We start from the raw sequence: 25,502 nt of genomic DNA, 5'->3' as shown, positions 1-25,502 counted from the left end.
GTTCTGCAATGCGGCTTGCAGTGGCGATAGCTTCCGTGCGTTAGAAAGGTTCCTATTCTTCTGTTGATGAAGCATCGACCGGTGGACCTCAACTCGACTGCCAGACCTCGATCGAAGTCTGGCAGTCGAGTTGAAGTCTGGCAGTAGCCCCGAAGTCCTCACCTCTGAGCGACAAGCCAGCGGGCGATGACGGCCGCGTTGTCGCGGTCGGTCGCCACTCCCGGGTGTCCGGTGAAGTGGTCGGAGTAGGTCACCGACACCCCTGCCCGTCGGTAGGTGTCGACCAGACCGGACACCAGGGGTTGCGGGGACACGGTGTCCACGGTTCCCGAGTCGATGCGCACCGGGAGTCCTGGTGGAAACCGCAGACGGGCAACGTCGTTCGCCCTGAGCACCTCGAGCAGTTCCCGCTTCATCTCGTCGCCCCGGGGGCCGAGGAGTTGCGTCGGAGCGAGACCTCCGAAGGAGTCCGGCGCGGTCAGGTCGGCGTAGCACCGGGTCTCCACCTGTGGACGTAGCGCACGCGCTCGGGCACTGAGCCCCCCGTTCTCCATCAACGCATCGAAGCCGGGATCTGCTGCGGCCGCGCCACTTCCGATCAACGCGGCCAACCCCATGAGTTCATCGATCGCCGGCCCGGCCACCGGGATGTTCGACGCCCCGTCGAGCAGGTCGGCCACCCGTGTCGGCGGTGCGAGCGCCGACACACCGCGCAGCCGCAGATGTCCCCACTCCGAGGAGGGACGGCCGGCGGCCGACAAGGCGGCGACGGCGCCCTCCGAGTGGCCCGCGACAACGACGTCACGACCGATGCGTGCGTCGTGATCGGCCGCGGCGAGCGCCATGTCGATCGTCGACCGCGCCAGCGAACGCCCGATGAGGTAGGGGTGCGGACCGGGCGAACCGATTCCCTCGAAGTCCGGCCGGGCCACGACGAATCCGGCGTCGAGGAGGCGCGAGACGATGGCGTCGCCGGAGACCATCCGAGGCAGTTCGGGGTGCCCGGCGTGCGCCGCGGACGGCGCACAGACGTCGGCGGCGCCCACCGTCATGTGGTTCCAGACGGCAAGAGGCCAGCCGCCGGGCGGGGGAGGGGTCGACGGCGTGAGGAGGGTACCGGACATCACCGTGGGCACTCCTCGCACGGAAGTCGAGGTGTATCGCACGCGAAGCGTCGAATCAGCTTGGGGGAGGGCTATGGTCCGGTCGGTCACGCTCTCGATATCGATGATGCGGGGGATCACTTGCTGGACCGCCGGTGCCCCCTCGGCCGGCGCCGCCCATGACGGTCCGCCGCCCGCGAGGACCGCGGCACAGGCCATTCCGGCGGCGAGGAAGACGGAGGCCGGGCGCCGCCCGCCGGCTCGTCTCGTGTCCCTCGCGGAGGGGGCCGGCACCGTCACCCCAGCAGCGTAACCGCCGCGGCCACCGCGCGTGGCGTGCCGAGCGGCCCGAGGCACGGATCATCGCAACAGACGCGCGCGCAGTTCCGCCTCGCGCGCCAGGCGTTCGGTGTCGCGGCGCCGGCGCTCGGCCATGATCGCCGACAACACGTCCTCGAACGGGGCCCCGGGTGGGGGAGCCGGGGCGACGAACGGTGCGACGTCGAACACGATCCGTCGCGCGGCGTGGGCCCGCGGTTCGGGTTTCATGCCGTGCCGGCCGTTGAGGAACTGGCGGATGATCACGGCGAGCCGATCGGGAAGTGCGGCCATGTCGGCCGAGACGGCCCACGACGTCAGGCCCGGCGGCATGTCGATGGGTGCCTGTTCGACCAGCCGATGACGGTCGCGGATCACGTAGGTCCCGGCGAGCAGATCACCCAGACGCTTGTTCCGGCGGGAGATGGCCGCCGAGATCAGGGCGGGGAGCCCGAGGCAGGCGTAGAGCTCGACGAAACCGATCAGGGCGCGGGTCAGCGAGTGCCGGAAGCCCGTCGGTCCGGCATCGTCCCGGACCGTCCGGAGACCGAGGACGAGGTGGCCCACGGACTTTCCCGGGGTCAGTGTCTCCAGCAGTGTCGGGAGCGCGACGACGGCGACGATCGGGATCAGCGTGTTGATGGTTCCCCGCCACGCCTCGCTCGCCTCGCCGGCGACCTTGAACGACAACCACCACAAGAACAGCCACAGCCCGAACCCCAGCAGGACGTCGATGATGCCGGAGAGAATCCGATAGCCGATGTTCGCGGGCGGCAGTGCGAGCGCGACCGCTTCGCCGGAGACGAGGTCGTCGCGCCCGACTCCGACCGTCGCCGTGGCGCCGGATCCCCAGGCGGGGGGTCGCGGCGGCACGGGATGAGTCATCACGCCTCACCCTACGACGCGGTCCCGGGAGGCGGCATCGGGAACACACAGCGCGGACGTCCGCTGAATGACACGCGTCGCCGGCGCGAGAATGCCGGATACGCTGGCCGCGTGGACCTCGACGCCTATGTCTCCGCGCATCGCGCGACGTGGGAGCGGCTCGACGCGCTCTCGCGGCACCGCCGACTCACCGGTGCCGAGGCCGACGAGATGATCGACACCTACCAGCGGGTGGCCACCCATCTGTCGGTCATCCGCTCGACCGCCCCCGATGCGTCGCTCGTCGCGTACCTGTCGGCTCTGCTGGCACGCGCTCGCGGTCGTGCGACCGGTACCCGGGTCAGCACGCCGGCGACGGTGATCGAGTTCTTCACGAGGTCGTTCCCCGCCGCCCTGTACCGGATGCGCTGGTGGTGGCTCTCGGTGATGGGCGGGTCGCTCGGCGCAGCCGTGATCATGACGTGGTGGGTCCTCGAGCACCCGCGGATCGAGAGCTCGTTCGCGTCACCGGGCGAGATCGAGCGCCTCGTGACCAACGACTTCGAGAACTATTACAGCGAATACGAGGCGACGTCGTTCGCCGCGCGCGTGTGGACCAACAACTTCTGGCTGGCCGCGCTGTGTATCGCGTTAGGGGTCTTCGGGTTCCCCGTGATCTGGATGCTCTACACGAACATCCTCAATCTGGTGGTCGTGGCGTCGATCATGATCCGGCACGGTCGTGGTGACCTGTTCTTCGGACTGATCCTGCCGCACGGGATGCTCGAGCTGACCTGCCTGTTCGTCGCCGCGGGGGTGGGACTGCGGATCTTCTGGGCGTGGGTGTCCCCGGGAAATCGTACGCGCGCAGCGGCTCTCGGCGAGGAGGGCCGGGCGGCGGTCGGCGTGGCACTGGGCCTGGTCGTCGTGCTGTTGCTGTGCGGGGTCATCGAGGCGTTCGTCACGCCGTCCCCGCTCCCGACCTGGGCGCGGATCGGGATCGGCGTGACGGCCTGGTCGCTGTTCATGGCATACGTCTTCGTCGCCGGCCGCCGAGCGTACGAGTACGGCGACACCGGTGATCTGGACGAGACCGACCGCGGACTGACCGCACCGACGGTGCGGTGACCCGGGACATGTTCCGTCGCAGCACGACCGCCGCGCTCGACGGTCTCCGGGACCGGTTGCTTCGCTTCCGGTCGATCCCGCGCGCCGACGTCGCCGGGGCCGGCGGATTCGATCCGGAGTTGCTCGATGACCTCGTCGATCACTGGACGACCGGGTTCGACTGGCGGATCCACGAGGATCGGATAGCGGAGCTCGGCTGGGTGGAGACAGAGCGGGCCGAGGTGCCCGTGCGGGCTGTGATGTCCGAGGCCGACGGCGGGCGCGCACCGGTGGTGCTGCTGCTCCACGGTTGGCCCGACTCGGTGTTGCGGTTCGAGCGGCTCTTTCCCCTCCTGGGGGATGTGTCCTACGTGGCGCCCGCGCTCCCCGGGTTCCCGTTCTCCACGCCCGTCGCGCGTGGCTTGTCCTCGGTTCAGATGGCCGATGCCGTCGCTGCCGCGATGACGGAGTTCGGTGTGGACCGGTTCACCGTCTCGGCCGGCGACGTCGGGTGTGATGTGGCGGAAGCCCTGGCCGCCCGCCACCCGGAGCGCGTGGCATCACTGCACCTCACTGATGTATCCCAGTATCACTTCTTGACCGACCTCCCGCCCGACCTCGACGACGAGGAGGTGGCGTATGTGGAGCGCGGGCATCGGTGGCAGGCCGCCGAGGGCGGATACATGCACCAGCAGTCGACGAGGCCGGACACCCTGGCGGTCGGACTCGGCGACTCTCCGGTCGGACTGGCGGCGTGGATCGTCGAGAAGCTTCTGCGCTGGACCGACTGCGACGGTGACATCACCCGCGTGTTCTCCTACGACGAGGTCCTCACCTGGGTGACCGCGTATTGGCTGACCGGCACGATCGCGACATCATTCGGCCCCTACGCGACCAGGGCTGCCAAAGACTGGCCGCGGGTCGAGACGCCGACGGTGTTCACGCTGTTCGCCCACGATCTGGTCAACGCTCCGAGGCAGTTCGCGAACCGTCACTTCGCTGTCGCCGACTGGCGCGAGTTCGATCGCGGTGGACATTTCGCCGCGTGGGAGCGGCCGGACGACTACATCTGGGGTCTGCGCCGCGCACTCGAGGCCGGCGGTCACTGACGGCCGAGGAGTGGGTCGCCGCAACCGGACCCACCTGAGTGCATACGATCACCGGAAAGACTCGACGACGGAGGGAACACTCTGATGGCCGCAGGCAAGCAATCGCTGGACAAGGTCTCGTTGGTGGGCGGGGGACTCGCGGCCATGGGGCTCGCGCATTTCGTCGCCCCGCAAGCGTTCGCGCCGATCACCGCGCCGGTGTTCCCCGACGACACCACCACGTGGACCTACCGCAACGGCGCCTGCGAGACCGCAATCGGTGCGGCGCTGGTGTCGAAGCGCACCCGACGCCTGGGCCTGGTCGGGCTGGCTGGTTACGTGGGCTTCCTCGGCTACCGGGCGGCGCTTGCGAAGAAGTGACGACGGCGCCCTTCGTGGCTCGTCGACCTCGACACGCTCCTTCGTCGCTTGCTCGGCCCGGCGGCTTGCGCTACTTGCACCTCAGGGGGTGAACTGCGGGAACCGCTGCGCGAGCCAGCCGCCGATCTCGGCGGCGGCCAGGCTTGCGCCGCTCGGAGCATCTCGGCGGATCGGACCGCCGAAATGGGTTCCCTCGACGCGGACGTGCGTGACATCGCCCGCGCCGAGAGCGTTCACCATCGCCACCGCATCCTCGGGGAAGCACGCCTGGTCGCCGGTGAGCTCGACGAACAGCGTGGGCACCCGGACACCGGGGGCGCAGCGGAGGAATCCGGCGTTGCTCGACAGACCCGACCACGTGGACAGCCACGCATCCGGGGTCGCCAGCCGACCGAACCCGACCAGGCCGTAATCCGTGAGATCGGGACGCCGGCCGAACAGTGACCCGTACGGCCGGTCGTTGGGACTCAGTGTCAGATCGAGGAATCGCAGGTCGGCGTCGGTGCGGTAGACCGTCATGACGCGCGGTGCGAGCGCGGCCCGGCGGTCGACGGGATCCGCGCTGTCGGCAAAACGGCCACGGGCGCGGCCGGTCTCGGCGACGAGTTCGCGTGCGACAGCGTCGAGACGTTCGACGCGAGCGCGTTGCGCAGCCCGGTACCTCTCGACGAAATCAGCTGTATAAGAAGAGCTCTCCGGCGGTTCGGCGTATCCGTTGGCCGCATCGAACGGATTGAGCGCCGGGTCGACGGCGAGCGGATCGTCCTCGTCGGTCACCGACGGGTCGATGAGGCGCAGCAGCAGTTCGCCCTGACCGGGGTGCGGGGCCAGGAAGATCGCGCCGTCGGGTAACGGCATGTCGGCGCCGGCCAGGTCCACCGGCCGCCCGGCGGGAGTCGTGGTCAGTCGGTCACCGGGCGCCAGTCCGGCCTGCTGGTGATAGAAGGCGAACAACGCGCCGCCACCCGAATGACCCAGTGTGAGCACAGATCCGAAGTCGCGTTCGCGGAGAAAGGCCTGTCCCGCCGCGGCGTCGAGGATGGCCTGTTCGTGGATCAATGTGAGGTCGTTGTTGACCGAACGCGTGCCCTGCGTCCACACCGCGAACCCTCGGGCGAGCAGTTCGGGGACGAGCACATGATGCGTGAGGTCCTGACGCGGGTGCATGAGTGCGACCACCACGGTCGCGCCGGGGACGGTGCGCAGGACCCCGGTGACCTTGGCGCCGTCGGCGGTGGTCAGCTCGTGGACGGAGGTCGTGGTGTCCGACGGCTGCTCGGCGGCTTCGATGTAGCGTCCGGCTCCCAACCTGTTCGCGCCGGCGGTCGTGGTCGCGCTCACCGTGCCTGGACCTTCAGTGCGTCTTTGTCCCACTGCGTGATCCGCGAATCGAGCAGACCCGCGACGCTGCTGTACCAGACGGCATGCCGACACCCGGTTGCACGCCGGTCGACGACGATGGCGTCGTCGGAGGAGATGCGAAAGTAGGGGCCGATGTGATCCACGGTGACACCCGGTGCCTCGCCGGCGACCGCGGCGACCGCCTTGTTCTCGGGGACGTCGAGCACGAAGAACGTCGTCATCGCGACGATACCTCCCCACCGGCGAGGACGCTGCCGGTCGTCTGTTGGTCCTGCCAGTCTGATGCACGCTCGAGGATCCGTTCCGCCTTGCGTACGAGCAGGGCATCCATGCTCGGATTCGGTTGCGACACCACGTCGATGAGGGCCTCGATGGTGAGGTTGGCGTCGAGGTCCTCCTGCGGCGTCACCGGTCGCATGGCGCGGGTGATCTCGATCATGTAACCGTTCGGGTCGTGGGTGTAGATGGACTCGATGGTCTCGTGCTGGATCTGCATCTCGACCGGCCACTCACTGGCGTCGAGGCGTCGTCGGTATTCCAACAGGTCGCTCTCGTCGTCGACGTGAATGGCGAGATGGCGCGAGCGGATGAACCAGATCGGCACGTCCTCGGCGAATCGTGAGTACGAATCACCCTGTGGGCCACCGTCGAACGGCTCCAGACCGAAGTAGTAGAAGAACGCCAGCCGGTCGTCGTTGCCGATGTCGAAGAAGAAGTGGATGAAGTCGGGATGCTTGTCGGGTCCCCAGCCGGCCGCGCAGATCGAGTGCACGACCGGGAAACCGAGGACGTCGCGGTAGAAGCGGACCGTCGCGGCCGGATCGAAGGTGGGATAGGCGACGTGGTCGACGCCACGAACCTTGTGGGGGAGTGAATTCATGAGAGCTCCAGAAGAATCGGGATGAGTGATCAGGCCGGGACGGTGGCGATGTCGGCGCGCAGCAGGCTCCCCGCGCCCTCGATGGACGCCGGCAGGCCGAGTCCGCGCAGGATGCTGTAGGCGCCCGCCGTCGCGGCCGACAGGACGGGCAGGCCGAACTCTCGTTCGGCGTCGTCGATCAGATCCAGCGACGGCATCTGGACGCAACAGGACAGCACCAGCGCATCGACGCCGTCCAGTTCGAGGGACCGGGCGGCGGTCATGACGCGGTCACCGGGGATGCATCCGACCTCCGCGTTGTCCGCGACTTCGAGGGCCCGCCAATCCATCACCTCGAAGCCCTCGGCGTTCAGATACTCGACGACCTTCTCGGCGAGTGGCCGGAGGTACGGGGTCACGAGGGCGATGCGCCGGGCATCCAGCGCGCGGAGCGCTTCGACCAGAGCGCCGGCGCTCGACCGGATGATCGCGTCGGAGCCGCCGGTGGCCAGCTGTTCCGCGACGGCACCCTCGACGCGCTGGTGCTCGCCCGGTCCACCGACCATCAGCGCAACCAGGCAGGCGTAGAGGATCACCTCCGGCGAGGCATCGGCGATCTCCAGAACGCACCGCTCGCGTTGGGCGTTCATCGCGGCGAGCTGTTCCGGGGACACCGTGTGCATCCTCATCCGGGTCGAATGGAACGAGAACTGCGAGATCGGGTGCCGGTTCAGGAGGGCCGGCATCTCGGTCTCGACCGTGACGTTCGAACTCGGCACGACGAGGCCGATGCGGTGGACACCCATGGGTCCGGTCCTTTCGATCGCGACCCGTGCAGCGGGCCGATCGCGCCAAGTTGACGCTGACGATGATTATTCGACGCGAATGATGATTCGTCAAGGTGCCGATTGCGGCCGTGCTGACCTGCAGCGATGGGCGAGTAGGGGACAATCAGGGGTGACCCAGCTCATATCAAATGCTTGACACATGGTCGATCACGTCGAATACTCAACGCCAACGTAAACCGACCTGTAGGGCCTCGAAGCCCGGACAACGAAGGAGTACCTGGCCATGACATACGTGATCGGTGTGGACGTCGGCGGGACGTTCACCGACGCCGTCCTCGACGACGGCAACGGCTTGGTCGTCGCCGGGAAGGCGCCATCGACTCCGTCGGACTACTCGGCCGGTGTGATGGACGTCCTGACCGTTCTGGCCGAGCAGCTGGGCCGTCCACTCGACGACATGCTCGCCGACACCCACCACATCGCGCACGGCACCACGTCGTCGCTGAACGCGCTCGTGATGGGCCGGGTGCCAGACGTCGGATTCATCACCACCAAGGGGCACCGCGACTCGATCTTCATCATGAACGTCGAGGGCCGCTACCTCGGACGGTCACCCGAACAGCTGCAGAATGTGCTCGCGCAGAGCAAATCCCACGGTCTGATCCACAAGCGTCACGCGCTCGAGGTCACCGAGCGCATGGACCGTGACGGTCGTGTCGTGGTGACGCTGGACGAGGACGAGGTGCGCTCCGCGGTCCGCCGGCTGCTCGACGACGGGATCTCCGCGATCGCCGTCTCGCTGCTGTGGTCGTTCCGTAACCCCGCTCACGAACAGCGGATTCGCGAGATCGTCGCCGAGATCGACCCCACCGTGTTCGTCTCGCTGTCGAGTGAGGTGAGTCCACGGATCCGTGAGTTCGCGCGCAACGCGACCACGGTGATGAGCACCCAGATCGGCCCCGGCCTCCGGGACTACCTCGGCGAACTCGAGGGCAGGTTGCGCGACCATCAGCTCGCCGGTCCCCTCCTCGTCATGCAGAGCAACGGCGGCGCGGTCGCCGCGTCCGAAGCACCGGGCAATGCCATCTCGACGGTGGGTTCGGTGCTGACCGGCGGCGTCGTCGGGTCGGTGTCCCTCGGTCGGCAGCTCGGCCACGACAACATCATCGCCACCGACGCGGGCGGCACGACCTTCCTCGTGGGGCTCGTCGTCGACGGCGAGCCGGTCCGGTCGTCGACGACGATCATCAACCATCACCCGATCAACGTCCCCACGCTCGAGGTCCATGCGATCGGCGCCGGCGGCGGCGCGATCGCCTGGATCGATGCCGGCGGCAACCTCCAGATCGGACCCCACAGCGCTCAAGCCGTGCCGGGTCCGGCCTGCTACGGGCAAGGCGGGACCGAACCGACCAACACCGACGCCAATCTCGTCCTCGGCATCCTGCCCGAGCGCGGCTTGCTGGGTGGTCGCAAGGCGCTCGATCTGCAGCTCGCCCGCGAGGCGATCCGCACCCGCATCGCCGAACCCCTCGGCCTGTCGGTGGAAGAGGCCGCCGCGGCCATCTACGCGGTGCAGAACGCCCAGACCGGAGACCTGTTGCGCAAGACGGTCGTCGAGGCCGGTCACGATCCCCGCAACTTCATCGTCTACGCGTTCGGCGGTTCGGGCCCGGCGCACTGCGGCCTGTACGCGCAGGAGATCGGGGTGTCCCGGGTCGTCGTCCCGCTCGGCCAGGTGGCGTCCGCCTTCTCCGCCTACGGCCTGGCATCGTCGAACATCGTTCTCGCCAAGGAACTCTCGGACCCGGCAGCGATGCCGGTCGACCCGGCCCGGGTGGAGGAGAACTTCAAGGTCCTCGAGGAACAGGTACGCGGTCAGCTCGACCGTCAGGGCCTGCAGTTCGCCGCGGTCGAGATAGAGCGCGAGATCGACATGCGATACAGCATGCAGCTGGCCGAGGTCGCGACCCCGCTACCGGACGGTTCGCTGACATCCACCGAGATCGTCGACGCAGCAGAGGCATTCGAGAAGAAGTACGCGGATCTCTACGGAAAGGACAGCGGATTCCGCGAGGCGGGCATCCAGGCCATCACCTACCGCGTGCGCGGCACGGGGATCCTGCCGTTCTCGCCGGAGCTGCCCGAACTGGCAACCGCCGACACCACCGACCCGTCGTCGGCGCACGTGGGTGTGCGAAAGGTCTGCCTCGACGGCCGGCGCGGCTTCGTCGACACCGACATCTACGACTACGCCGGACTACGAGCCGGCCACATCATCCCCGGCCCCGCCGTCATCGAGGTGCCCACCACGACGGTGGTGGTCCCGCACGACACCACCGGTGAGATCGACCGCCTCGGCAACCTGAACATCACCGTCGATCCCGCATGACCGACCACACGCAGCAATCACAGGAGTCGCTCTCATGACCGCACCCATTCCCGGCTCGGAGGTCTTCTCGAGCCGACCCACCGATCTCGACGCGCTGGCCCGATCCCTGCCGCCGTCGTTGCCGGTGCACACCGTCTCGCAGGAACAGATCGATGCACTCGACCCGCTCACCTACGAGGTGATCCGGCACCGGCTGTGGTCGGTCACCGACGAGATGGGTGAAGCCCTCAAACGGATGTCGGGATCGCCGATTGTCACCGACGCCAACGACTTCGACTTCGCGGTCAGCGACGAACTGGGCCAAGAGGTCCAGGTCGGGCTGTACAACACGATGCTCGTCGGCGCGGTGGACCTCGCCATCTACTGGACGCTGCAGCACCGTTCGCTCAATCCGGGCATCGCCGAGGGTGACATGTTCCTGTGCAACGACCCGTGGGTCGGCGGCGGACTGCATCAGAGCGATGTGATCGTCTACCAGCCCGTCTTCCACGACGGCAAGCTGTTCGCCTGGACGAGTGCGATCTGCCACGAGCCCGACCTCGGCGGGTCCGGACTGGGCTCTTTCGACCCGGCTGCCAAAGACGTGTTCTCCGAGTCGCTTCCGACGCCGCCCATCAAGGTTGTTCGCGACTACGAGCTGCAGCGCGACGTCGCCGACGTGTGGGTCCGGCGGAGTCGGGTCCCGATGCTCGTCGGGCTCGACCTGCGCGCCAAGATCGGTGCGAACAGTGTCGGACGTGACCGGTTGCTCGCGGTCATCGAGCAGTACGGGGCAGACACGGTCAAGGCCGTCATGAAGCGGATGATGTCCGACGCCGAGGGACGGCTGCGAACGAAGCTGTCCGACCTGCCGGACGGCACCTGGCATGCCACCGGGTACCAGGACCAGTCCCAGACCGGCGACCGCGGTGTCCACAAGATCACCGTCGCCATGACAAAGACAGATGACCACCTCGAGTTCGACTTCACCGGTACCGACCCGCAGACGGGCGTCATCAACTGCACGTACGCGGGCATGCGCGGCGGGGTGATGCTGGCGCTGCTCCCGATCCTCGCCGGTGACATCCCCTGGTCGGCAGGCGGTCTGATGCGATGCTTCGATCTGGTGGCCGAGGAGGGGACGATCAACAACGCGACCTTCCCGGCCGCGGTGAGCCGCGGACCGATCGGCCCGGCCTGGCTCACCGGCAACCTGATCGCGGAATGTCTGGCCCAGATGTTGGACCGCCACCTCGAGTTCGGCAAGAACGTGCAGGCGTCGTGTTGCGGTACGTGGGACACCGCGGTGGTGGCCGGCCTCGACGAGCGCGGTGAGCAACCGGTGCCGTTCCTCAACATCATGATGGAGCCGATGGCAGGCGGGTACGGCGCGCGGCCGGTCGCCGACGGTATGGACACCGGTGGCCTGTTCTGCATCCCGATGGGGCGCATCCCCGACACCGAGATGACGGAGTTCCTCTACCCGCTGCTCACCCTGTGGCGCCGGGAGGAGCCCGACTCCGGCGGTCCGGGGCGGCATCGCGGCGGGGTGTCGGCGTCGCTGGCGGTCACTCCGTACGGCACCAGTCTGCCGATGGGGCTCGTGTTCGCCTCGGCGGGCAAGGCGGTGGCCCAGAACTCCGGATTGGCGGGGGGTCTGCCCGGCAACACCGGCCTGGAGATACTCGTTCGTGATTCCGGCGTGCAGGACTTGTTGGCACAGGGGCGAATTCCCGGATCGATGGATGAACTGACCGGGAACAAGGAGATCGGCGCGTGCTACGACGAGAGCTACCTCGCCCCTGGTGAGGTGCTGTACATGCACTGGCAGGGCGGGGGCGGTTATGGCGACCCGCTGCACCGCGAGCCGGAAGCCGTGGCGACAGACGTACGCAACGGCAAGGTGACCCTCGCCGGTGCCGAGGAGACCTACGGCGTCGTTCTCGCCGACGGTCGGGTCGACGACTCGCGGACCGAGGCGAAGCGGGCACAGTTGCGCGAGATTCGACGGAACCGTTCGGAGCTTCCCTCCGGCCAAGAGGCGACCCTGGACCTGGCTCGCGCCCGTCGACTGGACGACAACCTGGTCGAGGCCACGATCGGCGATGCCCGCGTCGTGGGCTGCGCACACTGCGGAAGGCTGTTGGGCGACAGCAAGTCCGGCCGGCTCGACCTGGCACGCTACGACGGCCCGTCGAGCGACGCCGGTCCGCAGGTCACCTCCGATCCCCGCGAATACGTCGACACCGACGTGGTGTTCCGGCAGCAATGCTGCCCGGGGTGCTTCACGGCCGTCTACTCGGGCATCGTGCCGGTCGACCATCCCGACCACGTCGCCGAACTCGCGCAACTGCTCCCGGCGGTGGCGGGTCGATGACGGTGACCTCCACCCCCGAGCGATCGTCGGCCCGGACTCCGGGACCTGGTCGGTCACGCTGGGGCGACCGACTGGTCGGGTACCCGGCGGACCGCGCTGCGGTCTATCGGAAGGCGGGGGAGTGGACCGACCGTCCGCTGGTTCATCGCCTGCAGGACACCGTCGACCGCTTTCCCGATCGTCCGGCCGTGGTGACCGACGTGGCCTCGATGACGTACGCCGAGTTGGGACTTCGCACCGATCGGATCGCGGCGGGACTGCTCGATCTCGGCCTGGTGCCCGGCGACCCGGTGCTGTTCCAGGCAGGAAATCGGATGGAGCCCGTCCTCGCCTGGTACGGCTGTCTCAAAGCGGGGCTGGTGCCGGTGGCGACGCTGGCGGCGCACCGCGCGCACGAGATCGGTCACATCTCCCGTGCGGTCGGCGCCGTCGGACACATCGTCGAGGCGGGGCTCGGTTTCGACCTCGTCGAGTTCGCGCGGGAGCAGGCCCAGGGCCACCCGACGCTGCGGACGATCCTCACCATCGGGGCGCTCGACGACGTCGGCGACGACGTGCACCCCGTGGAGGCGCTCGGCACCGGAACCGCACCCGCGGAGGCCCGAGCGCGGGTGACCTCGATCCAGGCCGGCATCGACCCGCTCGACGTCTGCGTCTTCCAGTTGTCGGGCGGCACCACCGGTGTGCCGAAGGTGATTCCGCGGCTGCACGTCGAGTACTGGGACAACGCCCTGCTGTACGCACGGCGCCTGGGGTGGACCGAGGAGACGCGCGTCGCGCACCTGATCCCGATCATCCACAACGCGGGCATCAGCTGTGGACTCCATGCCGCGCATTCGGTGGGAGCTTGTCTCGTCCTCGCGACCGCGGACGTGTCGAAGGCGTTCCCGCTCATGGCACGGGAACAGGCCACGGACGTCCTGATCGGACACGGGCACTATCAGGCCGTCGCCGATCCTCAGTTCGACGAGCCGAGTGCGTTCCTGCGCAATGTGATCCTGTCCGGCGCCAAGCCGAGTCGCGAGCTCTTCGACCGGGCCGTTGGCCGAACACGCTGGGTCGGTCAGCTTTTCGGGATGTCCGAGGGCCTGTTCACGGTCTCTCCGCGGAATGCTTTGGAGGAGTCGCGGCTGGCCACCGTCGGCACCCCGATCGCGACGCGGGACGAGATCCGCATCCTCGACCCCGGCACCGAGATCGAGGTGCCCGACGGCGAGGTCGGTGAGCTGTCCTGCCGAGGCCCGTACACGATCCCCGGTTACTTCGACGCCGCCGACCACAATCGGAACGCGTTCACATCCGACGGTTTCTACCGGACCGGGGATCTCGCGAAGATCGTGCTGGTCGACGGCGAACGCCACCTCTCCATCGAGGGGCGCATCAAGGACCTCATCAACCGCGGTGGCGAGAAGATCAACGCCGAAGAAGTCGAACAGCTGCTCGTCACGCATCCGCGAGTGCGCAACGCCGCGGTCGTCGCGATGCCGGATCCGCGGCTGGGTGAGCGGACCTGCGCATACCTGGTCACCGCGGACGGCGAGCCGGTGTCGATGGCGAGTGTTCGCGCACACCTTGAAGAGCTGGGCGTGGCCAAGTTCAAGTGGCCCGAGCGACTCGAGCACGTGCCGGAACTGCCTCAGACGAACGTCGGGAAGATCGACAAGAAGAGACTCCGCGCCGACGTCGTGGACAAGCTCGAGCGAACTGATCAGTGAGGAAGAAACGATGAAACTCAGTCGAATCGCCGTGCTCGGTGGCGGTCCGGGTGGGCTGTACGCAGCGCGCCTGCTCAAGCGTAGTCACCCCGATGCCGAGGTGACCGTGTACGAACAGGGTTCGCCCGACACCACTTTCGGATTCGGCGTCGGACTCGCATCCCGAACCCAGCGGAATCTGCGCGAGGCGGACCCTGCGTCCCTCGACGCCATCGTCGCGGTGTCGCATCCACACGAGATGTCGATGCGGGTCGGTGACGACGTCGCGCGCCTGTCCCACGGGGAGTTGCTCGCGATCGCGCGGACGACACTGCTGGAGGTCTTGCAGGACCATGCCACGGACGCGGGTGTGCGGTTGGAGTTCGGCGCGCGCAGGTCGGTCGCCGACCTCGACGCCGACCTCATCGTCGCCGCCGACGGCGTCAACAGCGCCACCCGCACCGATCTCGCCGACGACCTCGGTCCGGCCATCAGCACCGGCGAAGGCCTGTACCTCTGGTGCGGAACGGACTTCGCGCTGCCGAGTGCCATCTTCACGCCGGTGACCACCGAACACGGCACCTTCGTCGCGCACGCCTACCCGTACGCGTCCGACCGGAGTACGTTCCTGATCGAGACCGACGAGACCACCTGGCGTCGCGCCGGTTTCGATCTCTCCACCGAGAAGACCCCGATGACCGACAGCGACGAGACCGCGCTGGCGTATCTTCAAGACGCCTTCGCCGACACGTTGGGCGGGCACCGGCTGATCGGCAACCGCACGCGGTGGCTACGGTTCCGCACCGTCACCTGCGCCCGGTGGCACTCCGGGAACATCGTGCTCCTGGGGGACGCCGCACACACCGCGCACTACTCGATCGGTTCGGGAACCAAACTCGCGATGGAGGATGCAATCGAACTCGATCACGCGGTCCGGAGTGCGACGACGCTCGACGAGGCGCTGTCGGCCTACGAGTCGGCGCGTCGGCCGAACGTCGAGTATCTGCAGTCGATCGCGGCGCGTAGCGAGCGGTGGTGGGAGTCGTTCCCCCGCCGCACCGGAATCCCGGTGGACCAGTTGATGATCGCGTACATGACCCGTGCCGGGAAGGTCGGACTCGACCGCTTCGCGTCCTCGGCGCCCGAGGTGGCCCGCCGCGGTCTCGCCGCGTATGCCGGCGTCGACGATGCTGCTGTCCCCGCCGGCGGATTGTCGACGTGGGTTGTCGGACAACCGTTGTCACACGGGCCCTGGACGTTCCCGACCCGGCAGGCCCCCGCCGAGCTGTTGCTCGACCCAAGAACCACCCGGCTCGAGGTCGACATCGACTCCGCCTGGGGAGAGGCCGCGGTACCTCTTCTCGCTGCAGCTACGGGCGCGTCCGCGGTGTGGCTGACCGGCCGCGGCGACCGGGACGCGGTGCTGACGCGCCTGGACCTCGGCGAGCGCCTGCGTCAGGAGACGGACGCGCTGGTCGTCGTGGAGGCGCCCACCGGCTCCTACGACGATCTCGTCGCCGGGTTGGTGAGTCTGCGCACCGATCTCCTCGCCGTGACCGACGGCGACGTCCCGGACGACGTCCCGGAGGTCGGGCGCGGCGCGGGGGCCGGACGCACTATCCTTCGCCTATGACCAGCTCGACGCCCCAGGAGTCGCCGGCCGCCGGGCGCACCGGCCGCAGCAATTCACGGCGTGAGCTGGTCGAACGCGAGATCATGGAGCAGGCCACGAGGTTGTTCGCCGAACGCGGGCTGGCGAGCACCACCCTTCAGGACATCGCCGACGCCACCGGCCTGACGCGTCCGGCGCTCTACCACTACGTGGCCAACAAGGACGAGCTGTTCGCCCGGCTGGTCAGCGAGATCGCCGAGGAACCGGCCATCCTGCTCCACGAGATCAATCAGCGAGCCGACCTCGATCCGGTCGGGAAGATCCACGAGATGGCGATGTCCATTGCACTCCACCAGACCCAGACCCTGGATCGGTTCCGGCTGCTGATCCGCTCGGAGGCGGAGCTGCCACCCGCGCTCGCCGAGACCTACCGGCAGAGCCGCAGGCGGGTGCTCAAGGAGTTGGTGGCGGTCATGGAGGAAGGTATCGCCGGGGGCCGGTTCCGTGCCGCCGATCCACGGATCTCCGCGCTCGGCATCGTCGGGATGCTCAACTGGCTGGCCTGGTGGCATCACCCGGGTGACAGCGAGAGCGACCGGAAGGTCGCGCGCCAACTGGCCGACATGGCGGTCAACTCGGTCGTCGACCCCGATGCGGACAACACCGTGTCGGGCGCGGAACGACTCATCGCGCAGATGCGGCAAAACCTCGATTACCTGGAGCGGGAGGTGCGGGAACGCACGGAGCCCCCTGCTCCCTGATCCGAAAGGGCCGCATGACTCCTGGTCCCTGATCCGAAACGGCCGCATGGCTTCTGCTCCCTGAGGTGCGAGGAGCGATAGCGACGAGCCACGAAGGGCTGACGAGCACGCTCTCCGCAGAGGGCAGGGGTGCTAACGGGATCGCCACCGTCAGATTCGGCCGAACTGCGTCATCGCATCGGCGAGGGTCATGCCGTTGCGGATCGCCGCACGGACGTCGATTTCCTTGTCCGTCATGGTTTCGGCGGCCTCGAGCACGACGTCGACGAGCGCGGCGGGGATGACGATGACACCGTCGTCGTCGCCGAGGACGAAGTCGCCGGGCTCGATGTCGACCGGCTGTCCGGACGCGCCCGGCAGGGTGACGGGTTGCTGCCACGTCTCGACGCGCCAGCGGCCGCTGGTCTGGACCGACGTCGGGTAGCGCGAGAATGTCGTGAAGCCGATCTCGTGCAGCCACTTCCGGTCGCGGACACCGCCGTCGAGCACTGCGCCGGGGGAACCCCGCTGCATCATCCCGATCGCGACGAGTTCACCGAAGTAGCAGACACCAAGTCCGTTCCCCTCCCACACGGAGACCTCGTCCGGGCCGATCTGGCTGCACGCCTGCGCCTTCAGCGGGTCCCGACCCGGGGCGTCGCTCATCGCGCCCGAGATGGTGAATGCCCACCCGGCCAGACGTTCGCGTCCGGCCACGCAGGCGAAGTCGGTCCCGAGCGCCTGATCGCGGTGGCCGAGGTCGTCGAGGACATCGGCGACATTGGCGACGTCGACGGCGAGGAACCGGGAACGGATGAGTGCGCGGTCGGTGGTTGTGCGCATCACGTGTCCTGACGTGTCCGCATGCGCAGGCGGCGGAACGCGGTGAACAGGACGACAACAGCGAGGACGCCGTAGAGGACCCAGGTGATCGCGCTGCCCACCAACACGCTCGGATCCCCGCCGCTCGACATCATCGCGTTGCGCAGGCTGGTCTCGGCGAGGGGGCCGAGCACGACGCCGATCATGACCGGCGCGAGCGGGAAACCGTAACGGCGCAGCAGATATCCGACGAACGCGATCGCGATGACCAGGATGAGGTCGGTGATCGCGGCCGAGGTTGCGTAGACGCCCAGGACGCAGAACACCGCGATGCCCGCGTAGAGGTAGTGCCTGGGGATCAGCAGCAGCTTCGCCCAGATGGCGGCGAACGGCATGTTGAGGATCAGCAGCATGACCAGGCCGATGAACAGGCTGGCGATGAGGGTCCACACGAGGTCCGCGTTGCGTTCGAATAGCAGTGGTCCGGGCTGCAGGCCGTACTGCTGGAACGCAGCCAGCATGATGGCCGCGGTGGCGGACGTGGGCAGGCCCATGGCGAGCAGGGCTCCCATCGCGGTGCCCGACGTCGCGTTGCCCGCCGCCTCCGGTCCGGCGACGCCGCGGATGGCGCCCTGTCCGAACTGGGGGTCGGGTCGCTTGCGGTCCAGGCGCCGCTCGGTTCCGTAGGCGAGGAACGTGGGAACCTCCGCGCCACCTACCGGGATGACGCCGAACGGAACACCGAAACCGGTGCCGCGCAGCCACGCCGGGAGCGCCTCACGGAACTCGGCGCGCTTGAGGAAGGGCCGGCCGATGACGGCGTCCGCGTCCGGGGCACGAGTGCGGTGGATGCGCGAAGCGACATAGATGACCTCGCCCAGGGCCAGGGTGCCGACGGTGATCACGATGATGCTGATGCCGTCGAACAACTCGGGAGCGCCCATGGTGAAGCGCTGGGTGCCGGAGATCCCGTCGATCCCGATGACCGCGAGGATCAGACCGATGAGCAACCCGGTCAGGCCCTTGATGACGGAGTCGGAGACCACCGAGGCGATCGCGATGAACGCGAAGACGGCCAGTGCGAAATACTCTGCGGGACCGAACTGGATGGCGAGGTCGGCCAGCTTGGGAGCGAAGAACACGACGATCGTCGTCGCGATCATCCCGCCGATGAAGGCGCCGATGGCGGCGGTGGCGAGCGCCTGTGCGGCCCGCCCGCGCTTGGCCATTCGGTGACCTTCGAACGATGTCGCGATGGCGGTGGACCCGCCGGGCGTGTTCATCAGGATGCCCATGGTCGAGTCACCGAACAGACCGCCGAAGTACACACCGGCGAACATGATGAACGCGGCGGTGGGGTCGAGGGTGAAGGTCACCGGGAGCAGCAGCGCGACGGCCATCGCCGAACCGAGACCCGGGAGCACCCCCACCGCGGTACCGAGCAGCGCGCCGATGAAGACCCAGAGCAGGTTCATCGGCGTGAGCGCCTGGGAGAAGCCCTCCAGCAGAAGCGAGACGTTGTCCATCAGAACAGCCCTCCCAGGATGCCGGCGGGCAGATTCAGACCGAGGCCCGCCGAGAAGAACGCCTGCACGGCACAGGAGACGACGAGGGACACCCCGATGTCGAGAATCGGGCGGGTGGAACCCATGGCGTGGGCGACCATCCAGAACAGCAGTGCGGCGGACAGGATCCAACCCAGCGGGATCAGCAGCACGGTGAAGGCGATGAGCCCGGCCAGGACGAGACCCATTGCACGCCAATCGCTCTGCGTGCGCCACTGTCCGGTTGCGGGTGGGACGATGTCGGGATCGGGCTCGTCGGGGTGACGGAGCGTCTGCACGGTCAGGAGACCGGCGATGAGGTAGGCGCAGATCGTCAGGATGATCGGGAAGAACGCCGGCCCGGGAGTGGCCGCGCTTCCCGGGATCTCCATGCCGATGATACCGGCGGTCAGGTAGACGGCGAGCGCGAGCATCAAGCCCGCGACGACCAGACCGCTCCGTCCGGTGAGGGGTCGGCGGGCGCGCACCGGTCCGTCGTCGATCGACGTGTCGGCGGGCTGGGCCGCCGCGTTGTCAGTCGTCATGATGGGCTGCCTTCACCGCGAGGACCGGGACCTCGGCGTCGATGAGGATGCGCTGCGCGTTGGAGCCGAGCAGGAGCTTCCCGACCCGCGACCGTCGGCGCAGGCCGACGACGATGAGATCGGCGGACAATTCTTCCGAGACGTCGATGAGTTCGGCGGCCGGATCGGAGTCCTCCCGGCGATGGCCGACCCAGCGGATCGCGATGTCGTCGATCGGGTTTCCGGCACGGGCGAAGTCCGGCTCGGGGATGCCGCCGTCGTCGTCGACAGCGGGGGTGTCCATGTCGAAGATGATCAGTTGCGAGCTCTCGCTGCGCGCGACGCGACGGCCGTGTTCGAGCGCCGCGCGGCCTTCGGGCGTGTGGGCGAAGGCGACAAGGATGGTCATGATGTCTCCGTGATGTCGTGTGAGGCAGGGGTTGTGCGGTGGAGGTCCGGGGTCATCGGTCAGTACCCGAGATCGGCCCAGATGCCGCGGACGAACTCCGACTGCTGGTCGATGACCTCGGTGAATCCGTTCCCCGGGGTGAACGTGTCGGACCAGTTGTTGCGCTGCAACGCATCTCGCCACTCGGGTGACTCGACGACCTCGGTGACGATCGCCTCGAGTTCGGTGCGCTGGTCATCGGTGATGCCCGGCGGCGCAACCACTCCCCGCCAGTTGGTGAGGGCGACGTCGTAGCCCAGTTCGGACAGGGTCGGCAGGTCGATGGCCGGGACCGGGGCGGGAGCCGAGATCGCCAGCGCGCGGAGGTTTCCGGCGGTGATCTGGTCGACGAAGTCCTCGTAACCGCTGACCGAGGCCTTGATCGTCCCGGACATGAGCGACGTCGCCAGCTCGCCGCCCCCGGAATAGGCGATGTAATTGACCGCAGCGGGGTCCATGCCGTTCTCGCGGGCCATCTGGCTGATGATCATCTGATCGACGCTGCCCAGCGATCCGCCGCCGAACGTGAAACCCTTCGGGTCCTTCTTCCACGCGGCCATCAGCTCGTCGACGCTGGTGATCGGCGAATCCGCAGGTACGACGACCACGTCGTAGTCATCGGCGAGGCGAGCGATCGGGGTGACGTCGCCGAGATCCACATCGGACCCGTTGATGTTGATCGCGCCCAGCATCGTGATGCCCATGACCATGATCGTGGTGGCGTCCCCGGTCATTCCGGCGAACTGACTGAGCCCGATGGTGCCGCCGGCGCCGGGGATGTTGACGACCTGCGAGTTGTTGACGATGTTCTGGGCTCGCATCGCCTGCTGCATCTCGCGCGCCGCGCCGTCCCACCCTCCGCCGGCGGCGGCGGGAGCGATCAGGGTCAGCTGAGAACGTGCGTCGGCCCCACCCTCACTCCCGGCCGCGTCGATGACCCCGACGGCGACGATCGCGACGGCGACCAGGGCACCGAGCGCCTTGACGAGGGCGGGCAGACGCCTCGGAGTGGACGGTGCCGACGGTGTCTCGGCCGGTTCGTCGGCACCGGGAGGTGGTGAGGTCATGCGTTGCTCGTTTCCATTCGGGGTCGGTCGCCGAGGCCGAGTAGTGCCAACATCGCCTTCTCGATTCTGGGTCGGATGTGAGGCAACCACGTCGGTGGTCACATCAGGAGTGTTGGTGTAACCGGCATCACGGTCACGCTTAGGCGCATAAGTATCGTTTTGCGCTTTTCGCGCGCTTAGCCTTGTGTGCTGGTTATAGATTATAACCTATGACCGTGACGCGGGCCACATCGCACAAAGTGCAGATGTGGGCTGTCAGGCGGTTGCGGAATCCTCGGCGAGCGCATCGATCGCGCGACGCCCCAGGCTGTTGCCGATGTGCTCGCGCATGACCGCGTTCGCTCGGTCGGCGTCGCCGTCGGCGACGGCCTCCATGATCGCCCGGTGCTCGGCGGTGACCCGCGACCGGTCTTCGGGGGAGTCGCCGCGGTGGGAGAGGCCGATGACCCGGTAGCGGTCTGCTTTGTCCCAGAGTCGTTCGAGGATGTCGATCAGGACGGGGTTGCCCGATGCGCGGTACACCGTGCGGTGGAATTCCCGGTGTCGGACAAGGGCATCGAGATCGGATGCGCTGGCGATGGGCGACAGGCGATCGAAGGCCGCGCTGATGGCCGCGATGTCGGACGCTGTCCGCGTCTGCGCGGCGAGCGCCGCCGCGAGTGGATCGAGATTCTCGCGCACCTGGTAAAGGTGACGTGCCTCGTCGGCCGACACGGGGGTCACCCGAGCATCCCGGTGGGCCTCGAGTTCGACCATGCCCTCGGCGGACAGGCGACGGATCGCCTCACGGAGGGGCGTGGTGCTGACGCCGATCTCGGCCGCGAGTTTTGCCTGGGGGATCACCGCGCCGGCCGGGAGGACGCCGGTGAGAATGCGTCTCTGGAGTTCGGCGTATGCGTAGTCGTTCTTGGTGAACATCCCGCCGGGTGTCGTCATGGCGGGCCTCCGGGTGGTGGTCGTGGGCGTCGGGGTCCGGCGCTCCCGGACGCGGAGATACTAGCACCGGTGGTGCAAGTTATAGGTTATAATCTATGATGAGCGAATGAGCAGATCAGAGCAGTGCGGGTCCGAGCTGCCGGTGGTCGACGTCGAGCAGCGAGTCGACGTCGATGTGTACCGGCAGTGGCCCACGGTGATCCGCCTGCTCGCCGAGAACGTGACCCGCCGAGCCGACCCCGACACGCGCGACCGAGCCCTGCGTGACATGGCGCGGTGGCTCGAGACCGGCAGCAGCGACGCCGAGATCCCGTATGCACCGGGTCGGTTGCTGATGCACGACACCACCAGCACGCCCGCCCTCGTCGACATCGCCGCGATGCGGGACGCGGTCGCCGCCCGCGGTGGGGATCCGACGGCGTTGAGCCCGCGCCTGCCGGTGGAGGTTTCGGTGGATCATTCGCTTGCGGTCGAGTCGTTCGGGCGCCGCGATGCCGCCGTCGTCAACCTGGCCCACGACATGCGCCGCAACGCGGAACGGTATCGCTTTCTGTCCTGGGCGTCGAAGACCATGGACACCGTGCACATCAACCCGCCGGGCACCGGGATCATGCACACGATCAATCTCGAACAGCTCGCCACCGTGGTGACAGTGGAGGCGGTCGACGGCGTCGATCACGCGGTCCCCGACATGATGCTCGGCACCGACAGTCATACGCCCATGATCAACGGTCTGGGTGTACTGGGCTGGGGCATAGGCGGATTGGAAGCCGAGACGGTGATGTTCGGCATGCCGACCACCCTGCGGGTCCCCGAGGTGGTCGGTGTGCGCCTCACCGGTGCGTTGCCCGCGGGCGTGCTCGCCACGGATCTCGCGCTGGTGGTTACCCACCGTCTGCGCGACATCGGGGTCACGGGTGAATTCGTCGAGTTCTTCGGGCCGGGCGTATCGGCGCTGACGGTGGGCGAGCGGGCGGTGATCGCCAACATGGCGCCGGAATACGGTGCCACCACCGGGTTCTTCCCCGTCGACGCACGGACCCTCGACTATCTGGCCGACACCGGGCGTTCGGTGGAACACTGCGACCTCGTCGAGTCGGTCACACGACGTCTCGGACTCTGGTTCGACCCCGACGCCGTGCCGCGTTTCACCCGCACGATCGACATCGACCTGAGCGCCGTGGTCCCCTCGGTGGCCGGCCCGCGCCGTCCGCAGGATCTCGTGCCGCTCACCGATCTGCCGGCGACCTTCCGCGCCGAGGCGCCTTCTCCGTGCGACGACGACATCGACATGCCCGCCTTCCCCATCGCCATCGCGTCGATCACGAGCTGTACCAACACCTCCGACCCGCGCCTCCTCGTCGCCGCGGGCCTGGTCGCCCGCCGTGCACGGGAGCGAGGGATGCGGGTGCCGCCGTATGTGAAGACCTCCCTCGCGCCGGGTTCGCCCTCGGCTGCCGGCGTGCTCGAGCGAGCCGGTCTCGTCGACGACCTGTCCGCCGTCGGATTCGACATCGTCGGATTCGGTTGTGCGACGTGTATCGGCAATTCGGGTGGACTACCTCGTGAGATCGCCGAGGTGGCCGCTGACGGAACACGCAAACCGGTTGCCGCACTCAGCGGCAACCGCAACTTCCCCGGCCGCGTCCACCCGGACCTCGAACTGGGACTGCTGATGTCACCGCCGATGGTGATCGTCTTCGCGCTCGCCGGTGATGCGGCCATCGACCCCACCGCCGAACCGATCGGGGTCGACGCCGACGGACGGGCCGTGATGCTCGCCGATCTGTGGCCCAGTCCTCAAGAGATCGACGCCCTCACGGAGTCGTCGCGGCGGCCGCGCGATGTCGTCGGTGACTTCGTCTCGGCGTCGCGCAATCCCGCGTGGGACGCACTCGATGTACCGGATGAGCCGCTCTTTCCCTGGGACCCGTCGTCGACGGCGCTGCGGCGTCCCCCGTTCGCCGATGACGATTTCGCGCGCAGCATGCTGGGCGACTACGACGCCCACCCGCTGCTCGTCCTCGGCGACGACATCACCACCGACCACATCTCGCCGGCGGGGGCGATCCACGTCGAGAGTCCGACCGGGCGATACCTCGTGGAGCGGGGTGCGGCCCCGGGCGATCTCAACGTCTACGCGTCCCGACGCGGCAACTGGGAAGCCATGTTGCGGGGCGGTTTTCAGAACAAGAATGTCCGCAACGCGCTCGCCCCGGATGCGGGTCCCGCGCACACCGTGCACGCACCCACCGGCGAGGTCATGACCCTTCCGGAGGCCGCCGACCGGTACGCGCAGGACGGCGACGCGGTGGTGATCGTGGCCGGGGAACGGTACGGCATGGGCAGCTCGCGCGACTGGGCGGCGAAGCTCGTGCGTCTACTCGGAGTGCGGGCCGTGCTCGCGCGCAGTTTCGAACGCATCCACCGGTCCAATCTGATCGGCGTCGGCGTCCTGCCGTTGCTCATCCCCGCTGACGTCGACGGCGGCCTGCAGGACCTCCGGCCGGGAGACCGGTTGCACATAGTCGGCACCGCCGATACCGTCGACCGCGGGACGGTGGCGGTCGTAGTCCACCGGGCCGACGGGAGCGAGCTGCGCTTCGACGCCGGGGTTGCCGCGGAGACCGACCTGGACCGCCGCCTGCTCCGACGCGGCGGGGTCATCCCCAGCATTCTGGACGAGCAACTCGGCAGGTGACCTCGTCGGCCGGCAGCTGCCAGCGAACTCACAGTGATCCGTCAACCGCCTCATAACCTGCGGGTTCACTCTCGGATCATGAGAAAGAACAAGCACGTCACCTCAGTCCCACTGGTCGTCCTCGAGAACCCCGCTGCGATCGACCACGCCTACGACCTGTTCCGTCGCGACATCCCGTTGGCCGTCGTCAGCAGCCAGTACTCCGCGGTCCTTCCGTTCATGCTCGGCAACAACGGGCACACCGCGGCCCTCGTCGCCGACGTCGACGACCCGAACCAGCTCGCCGAGGCGATCGTGATCATCGAACGCCGTTTCGGCCGGGTCGATTCGGTCATCCGCTACGCAGCGGACATCCCTGCGGTGGCGGTCTAGGTCTGGTCGTCCTCGGCGGAATCGAAGGCCTCCCGGGCACGTTCGATGTCGGGCATGTGTGCCGTCGCCCACCCGACGACCGCATCGATCGGCGGACGAAGCGTCTTGCCCAGCGGGGTGATCCGGTACTCGACCGCAACCGGGCGCGAGCTCAGCAGAACCCGTTCGACGATGCCGTTGCGCTCGAGCTTGCGCAGGGTCGCGGTCAGCGACTTCTGCGTGACCGTCGGGATGGCGCGCCGTAAAGCGTTGAAGCGACTCGGTTGTTCACAGAGCTCGTTCAACACCGCCAACGACCACTTGTCGAGCACCTGATCCAGCAGCTCTCGATGCGGTGCGCTGATCGCAAGGTCGGCGGCATGCCCACCGGTATTGGTCATGAAACCACGTCTCCTTGAAGTGTCCTTTGACAACCAGGTATCAA

At 67.9% G+C, this 25,502-nt stretch carries 23 protein-coding genes; 10 read left to right on the top strand and 13 right to left on the bottom strand.

The genetic code is table 11. The annotated features are described in order from the left end of the window. Positions 1–158: 158 nt before the first annotated feature. Both BCM27_RS25045 and BCM27_RS25040 read right to left on the bottom strand, forming a co-directional pair. Positions 159–1,124: a lipase family protein gene (locus BCM27_RS25045; protein WP_239450636.1), complete on the bottom strand. Its 966-nt coding sequence runs from the start codon at positions 1,122–1,124 to the stop codon at positions 159–161. A gap of 339 nt (positions 1,125–1,463) precedes the next feature. Beyond that, the gene (locus BCM27_RS25040) at positions 1,464–2,306 is read right to left on the bottom strand and encodes an RDD family protein (protein WP_033204201.1); all 843 of its coding nucleotides are present in this window, start codon (positions 2,304–2,306) and stop codon (positions 1,464–1,466) included. A gap of 111 nt (positions 2,307–2,417) precedes the next feature. On the opposite strand from BCM27_RS25040, the gene BCM27_RS25035 reads away from it, so the two are divergent. The 3 genes from BCM27_RS25035 (at position 2,418) to BCM27_RS25025 (ending at position 4,861) form a co-directional block, all read left to right on the top strand. Continuing rightward, entirely contained in the window at positions 2,418–3,413 is a 996-nt protein-coding gene (locus tag BCM27_RS25035) for a stage II sporulation protein M (RefSeq protein ID WP_033204331.1), read from the top strand. Then, a complete protein-coding gene (locus BCM27_RS25030) occupies positions 3,410–4,501 on the top strand; it encodes an alpha/beta fold hydrolase (RefSeq protein ID WP_004021019.1) in 1,092 nt (363 codons plus the stop codon). Before BCM27_RS25035 ends, BCM27_RS25030 begins: the two co-directional genes overlap by 4 nt. 84 nt (positions 4,502–4,585) lie before the next feature. Next, positions 4,586–4,861 (top strand): hypothetical protein, encoded by a 276-nt coding sequence (locus BCM27_RS25025; RefSeq protein WP_004021020.1) that lies wholly within the window; start codon positions 4,586–4,588, stop codon positions 4,859–4,861. Between the two features lie 81 nt (positions 4,862–4,942). On the opposite strand, the gene BCM27_RS25020 is transcribed toward BCM27_RS25025, so the two are convergent. The 4 genes from BCM27_RS25020 to BCM27_RS25005 are packed head-to-tail and all read right to left on the bottom strand — an operon-like array spanning position 4,943 to position 7,888. Continuing rightward, on the bottom strand, positions 4,943–6,202 hold the full coding sequence (locus tag BCM27_RS25020) for a hypothetical protein (RefSeq protein WP_033204197.1): 1,260 nt from the start codon (positions 6,200–6,202) through the stop codon (positions 4,943–4,945). Further along, a complete protein-coding gene (locus tag BCM27_RS25015; protein WP_004021022.1) occupies positions 6,199–6,444 on the bottom strand; it encodes a hypothetical protein in 246 nt (81 codons plus the stop codon). The genes BCM27_RS25020 and BCM27_RS25015 overlap by 4 nt, the downstream gene beginning before the upstream one ends. Next, the gene (locus BCM27_RS25010; protein ID WP_004021023.1) at positions 6,441–7,103 is read right to left on the bottom strand and encodes a VOC family protein; all 663 of its coding nucleotides are present in this window, start codon (positions 7,101–7,103) and stop codon (positions 6,441–6,443) included. Before BCM27_RS25010 ends, BCM27_RS25015 begins: the two co-directional genes overlap by 4 nt. 29 nt (positions 7,104–7,132) lie before the next feature. Next, positions 7,133–7,888: a maleate cis-trans isomerase family protein gene (locus BCM27_RS25005; RefSeq protein WP_004021024.1), complete on the bottom strand. Its 756-nt coding sequence runs from the start codon at positions 7,886–7,888 to the stop codon at positions 7,133–7,135. Positions 7,889–8,153: 265 nt separating this feature from the next. Here BCM27_RS25005 and BCM27_RS25000 point away from each other — a divergent pair, with 265 nt between their 5' ends. Genes BCM27_RS25000 through BCM27_RS24980 form a run of 5 tightly spaced genes read left to right on the top strand, consistent with a single transcriptional unit; the run spans position 8,154 to position 16,685 of the window. Next, positions 8,154–10,262, top strand: a complete 2,109-nt coding sequence (locus tag BCM27_RS25000) for a hydantoinase/oxoprolinase family protein (RefSeq protein ID WP_004021025.1) — start codon at positions 8,154–8,156, stop codon at positions 10,260–10,262. A 34-nt stretch (positions 10,263–10,296) separates the two neighbouring features. Next, positions 10,297–12,618 (top strand): hydantoinase B/oxoprolinase family protein, encoded by a 2,322-nt coding sequence (locus BCM27_RS24995; protein ID WP_004021026.1) that lies wholly within the window; start codon positions 10,297–10,299, stop codon positions 12,616–12,618. Then, entirely contained in the window at positions 12,615–14,333 is a 1,719-nt protein-coding gene (locus tag BCM27_RS24990) for a (2,3-dihydroxybenzoyl)adenylate synthase (RefSeq protein ID WP_004021027.1), read from the top strand. The genes BCM27_RS24995 and BCM27_RS24990 overlap by 4 nt, the downstream gene beginning before the upstream one ends. A gap of 10 nt (positions 14,334–14,343) precedes the next feature. Then, a complete protein-coding gene (locus tag BCM27_RS24985) occupies positions 14,344–15,945 on the top strand; it encodes an FAD-dependent monooxygenase (RefSeq protein WP_004021028.1) in 1,602 nt (533 codons plus the stop codon). After that, on the top strand, positions 15,942–16,685 hold the full coding sequence (locus BCM27_RS24980) for a TetR/AcrR family transcriptional regulator (protein WP_004021029.1): 744 nt from the start codon (positions 15,942–15,944) through the stop codon (positions 16,683–16,685). The genes BCM27_RS24985 and BCM27_RS24980 overlap by 4 nt, the downstream gene beginning before the upstream one ends. A gap of 150 nt (positions 16,686–16,835) precedes the next feature. On the opposite strand, the gene BCM27_RS24975 is transcribed toward BCM27_RS24980, so the two are convergent. The 6 genes from BCM27_RS24975 to BCM27_RS24950 all read right to left on the bottom strand — a co-directional run bounded on the left by BCM27_RS24975 (position 16,836) and on the right by BCM27_RS24950 (position 22,005). Beyond that, positions 16,836–17,507, bottom strand: a complete 672-nt coding sequence (locus BCM27_RS24975) for an RraA family protein (RefSeq protein ID WP_004021030.1) — start codon at positions 17,505–17,507, stop codon at positions 16,836–16,838. Continuing rightward, a complete protein-coding gene (locus BCM27_RS24970) occupies positions 17,507–19,012 on the bottom strand; it encodes a tripartite tricarboxylate transporter permease (RefSeq protein WP_004021031.1) in 1,506 nt (501 codons plus the stop codon). Before BCM27_RS24970 ends, BCM27_RS24975 begins: the two co-directional genes overlap by 1 nt. Then, positions 19,012–19,575: a tripartite tricarboxylate transporter TctB family protein gene (locus BCM27_RS24965; RefSeq protein ID WP_004021032.1), complete on the bottom strand. Its 564-nt coding sequence runs from the start codon at positions 19,573–19,575 to the stop codon at positions 19,012–19,014. The genes BCM27_RS24970 and BCM27_RS24965 overlap by 1 nt, the downstream gene beginning before the upstream one ends. Beyond that, complete coding sequence (locus BCM27_RS24960; RefSeq protein ID WP_004021033.1) at positions 19,565–19,963, bottom strand: universal stress protein; 399 nt, start codon at positions 19,961–19,963, stop codon at positions 19,565–19,567. Before BCM27_RS24960 ends, BCM27_RS24965 begins: the two co-directional genes overlap by 11 nt. Positions 19,964–20,022: 59 nt before the next feature. Next, positions 20,023–21,069, bottom strand: a complete 1,047-nt coding sequence (locus BCM27_RS24955) for a Bug family tripartite tricarboxylate transporter substrate binding protein (RefSeq protein WP_004021034.1) — start codon at positions 21,067–21,069, stop codon at positions 20,023–20,025. A gap of 255 nt (positions 21,070–21,324) precedes the next feature. Further along, positions 21,325–22,005: a GntR family transcriptional regulator gene (locus tag BCM27_RS24950; RefSeq protein WP_004021035.1), complete on the bottom strand. Its 681-nt coding sequence runs from the start codon at positions 22,003–22,005 to the stop codon at positions 21,325–21,327. A 106-nt stretch (positions 22,006–22,111) separates the two neighbouring features. Between BCM27_RS24950 and acnA the strand changes: the two genes are divergently transcribed. Next, the gene (acnA, locus tag BCM27_RS24945; protein ID WP_004021036.1) at positions 22,112–24,706 is read left to right on the top strand and encodes an aconitate hydratase AcnA; all 2,595 of its coding nucleotides are present in this window, start codon (positions 22,112–22,114) and stop codon (positions 24,704–24,706) included. A gap of 78 nt (positions 24,707–24,784) precedes the next feature. Beyond that, the gene (locus tag BCM27_RS24940; RefSeq protein WP_004021037.1) at positions 24,785–25,078 is read left to right on the top strand and encodes a hypothetical protein; all 294 of its coding nucleotides are present in this window, start codon (positions 24,785–24,787) and stop codon (positions 25,076–25,078) included. Here the strand turns inward: BCM27_RS24940 and BCM27_RS24935 are convergent. Beyond that, positions 25,075–25,458, bottom strand: coding sequence for a winged helix-turn-helix transcriptional regulator (locus tag BCM27_RS24935; RefSeq protein ID WP_004021038.1), 384 nt, complete (start codon positions 25,456–25,458; stop codon positions 25,075–25,077). The two genes, BCM27_RS24940 and BCM27_RS24935, sit on opposite strands and share 4 nt — an antisense overlap. Between the last annotated feature and the right edge of the window lie 44 nt (positions 25,459–25,502).

Source organism: Gordonia terrae, assembly GCF_001698225.1.
Classification (GTDB): Bacteria; Actinomycetota; Actinomycetes; order Mycobacteriales; family Mycobacteriaceae; genus Gordonia; species Gordonia terrae.
This window is presented reverse-complemented; position numbering and strand designations above follow the sequence as displayed.

What these genes read in the sequence shown, in the direction of transcription:
- BCM27_RS25045 (WP_239450636.1), bottom strand. Translation starts at nt 1,124, where the DNA reads ATGTCCGGTACCCTCCTCACGCCGTCGACCCCTCCCCCGCCCGGCGGC.
- BCM27_RS25040 (WP_033204201.1), bottom strand. Translation starts at nt 2,306, where the DNA reads ATGACTCATCCCGTGCCGCCGCGACCCCCCGCCTGGGGATCCGGCGCC.
- BCM27_RS25025 (WP_004021020.1), top strand. Translation starts at nt 4,586, where the DNA reads ATGGCCGCAGGCAAGCAATCGCTGGACAAGGTCTCGTTGGTGGGCGGG.
- BCM27_RS25015 (WP_004021022.1), bottom strand. Translation starts at nt 6,444, where the DNA reads ATGACGACGTTCTTCGTGCTCGACGTCCCCGAGAACAAGGCGGTCGCC.
- BCM27_RS25010 (WP_004021023.1), bottom strand. Translation starts at nt 7,103, where the DNA reads ATGAATTCACTCCCCCACAAGGTTCGTGGCGTCGACCACGTCGCCTAT.
- BCM27_RS25005 (WP_004021024.1), bottom strand. Translation starts at nt 7,888, where the DNA reads ATGGGTGTCCACCGCATCGGCCTCGTCGTGCCGAGTTCGAACGTCACG.
- BCM27_RS25000 (WP_004021025.1), top strand. Translation starts at nt 8,154, where the DNA reads ATGACATACGTGATCGGTGTGGACGTCGGCGGGACGTTCACCGACGCC.
- BCM27_RS24995 (WP_004021026.1), top strand. Translation starts at nt 10,297, where the DNA reads ATGACCGCACCCATTCCCGGCTCGGAGGTCTTCTCGAGCCGACCCACC.
- BCM27_RS24990 (WP_004021027.1), top strand. Translation starts at nt 12,615, where the DNA reads ATGACGGTGACCTCCACCCCCGAGCGATCGTCGGCCCGGACTCCGGGA.
- BCM27_RS24985 (WP_004021028.1), top strand. Translation starts at nt 14,344, where the DNA reads ATGAAACTCAGTCGAATCGCCGTGCTCGGTGGCGGTCCGGGTGGGCTG.
- BCM27_RS24980 (WP_004021029.1), top strand. Translation starts at nt 15,942, where the DNA reads ATGACCAGCTCGACGCCCCAGGAGTCGCCGGCCGCCGGGCGCACCGGC.
- BCM27_RS24975 (WP_004021030.1), bottom strand. Translation starts at nt 17,507, where the DNA reads ATGCGCACAACCACCGACCGCGCACTCATCCGTTCCCGGTTCCTCGCC.
- BCM27_RS24970 (WP_004021031.1), bottom strand. Translation starts at nt 19,012, where the DNA reads ATGGACAACGTCTCGCTTCTGCTGGAGGGCTTCTCCCAGGCGCTCACG.
- BCM27_RS24965 (WP_004021032.1), bottom strand. Translation starts at nt 19,575, where the DNA reads ATGACGACTGACAACGCGGCGGCCCAGCCCGCCGACACGTCGATCGAC.
- BCM27_RS24960 (WP_004021033.1), bottom strand. Translation starts at nt 19,963, where the DNA reads ATGACCATCCTTGTCGCCTTCGCCCACACGCCCGAAGGCCGCGCGGCG.
- BCM27_RS24955 (WP_004021034.1), bottom strand. Translation starts at nt 21,069, where the DNA reads ATGACCTCACCACCTCCCGGTGCCGACGAACCGGCCGAGACACCGTCG.
- BCM27_RS24950 (WP_004021035.1), bottom strand. Translation starts at nt 22,005, where the DNA reads ATGACGACACCCGGCGGGATGTTCACCAAGAACGACTACGCATACGCC.
- acnA (WP_004021036.1), top strand. Translation starts at nt 22,112, where the DNA reads ATGAGCAGATCAGAGCAGTGCGGGTCCGAGCTGCCGGTGGTCGACGTC.
- BCM27_RS24940 (WP_004021037.1), top strand. Translation starts at nt 24,785, where the DNA reads ATGAGAAAGAACAAGCACGTCACCTCAGTCCCACTGGTCGTCCTCGAG.
- BCM27_RS24935 (WP_004021038.1), bottom strand. Translation starts at nt 25,458, where the DNA reads ATGACCAATACCGGTGGGCATGCCGCCGACCTTGCGATCAGCGCACCG.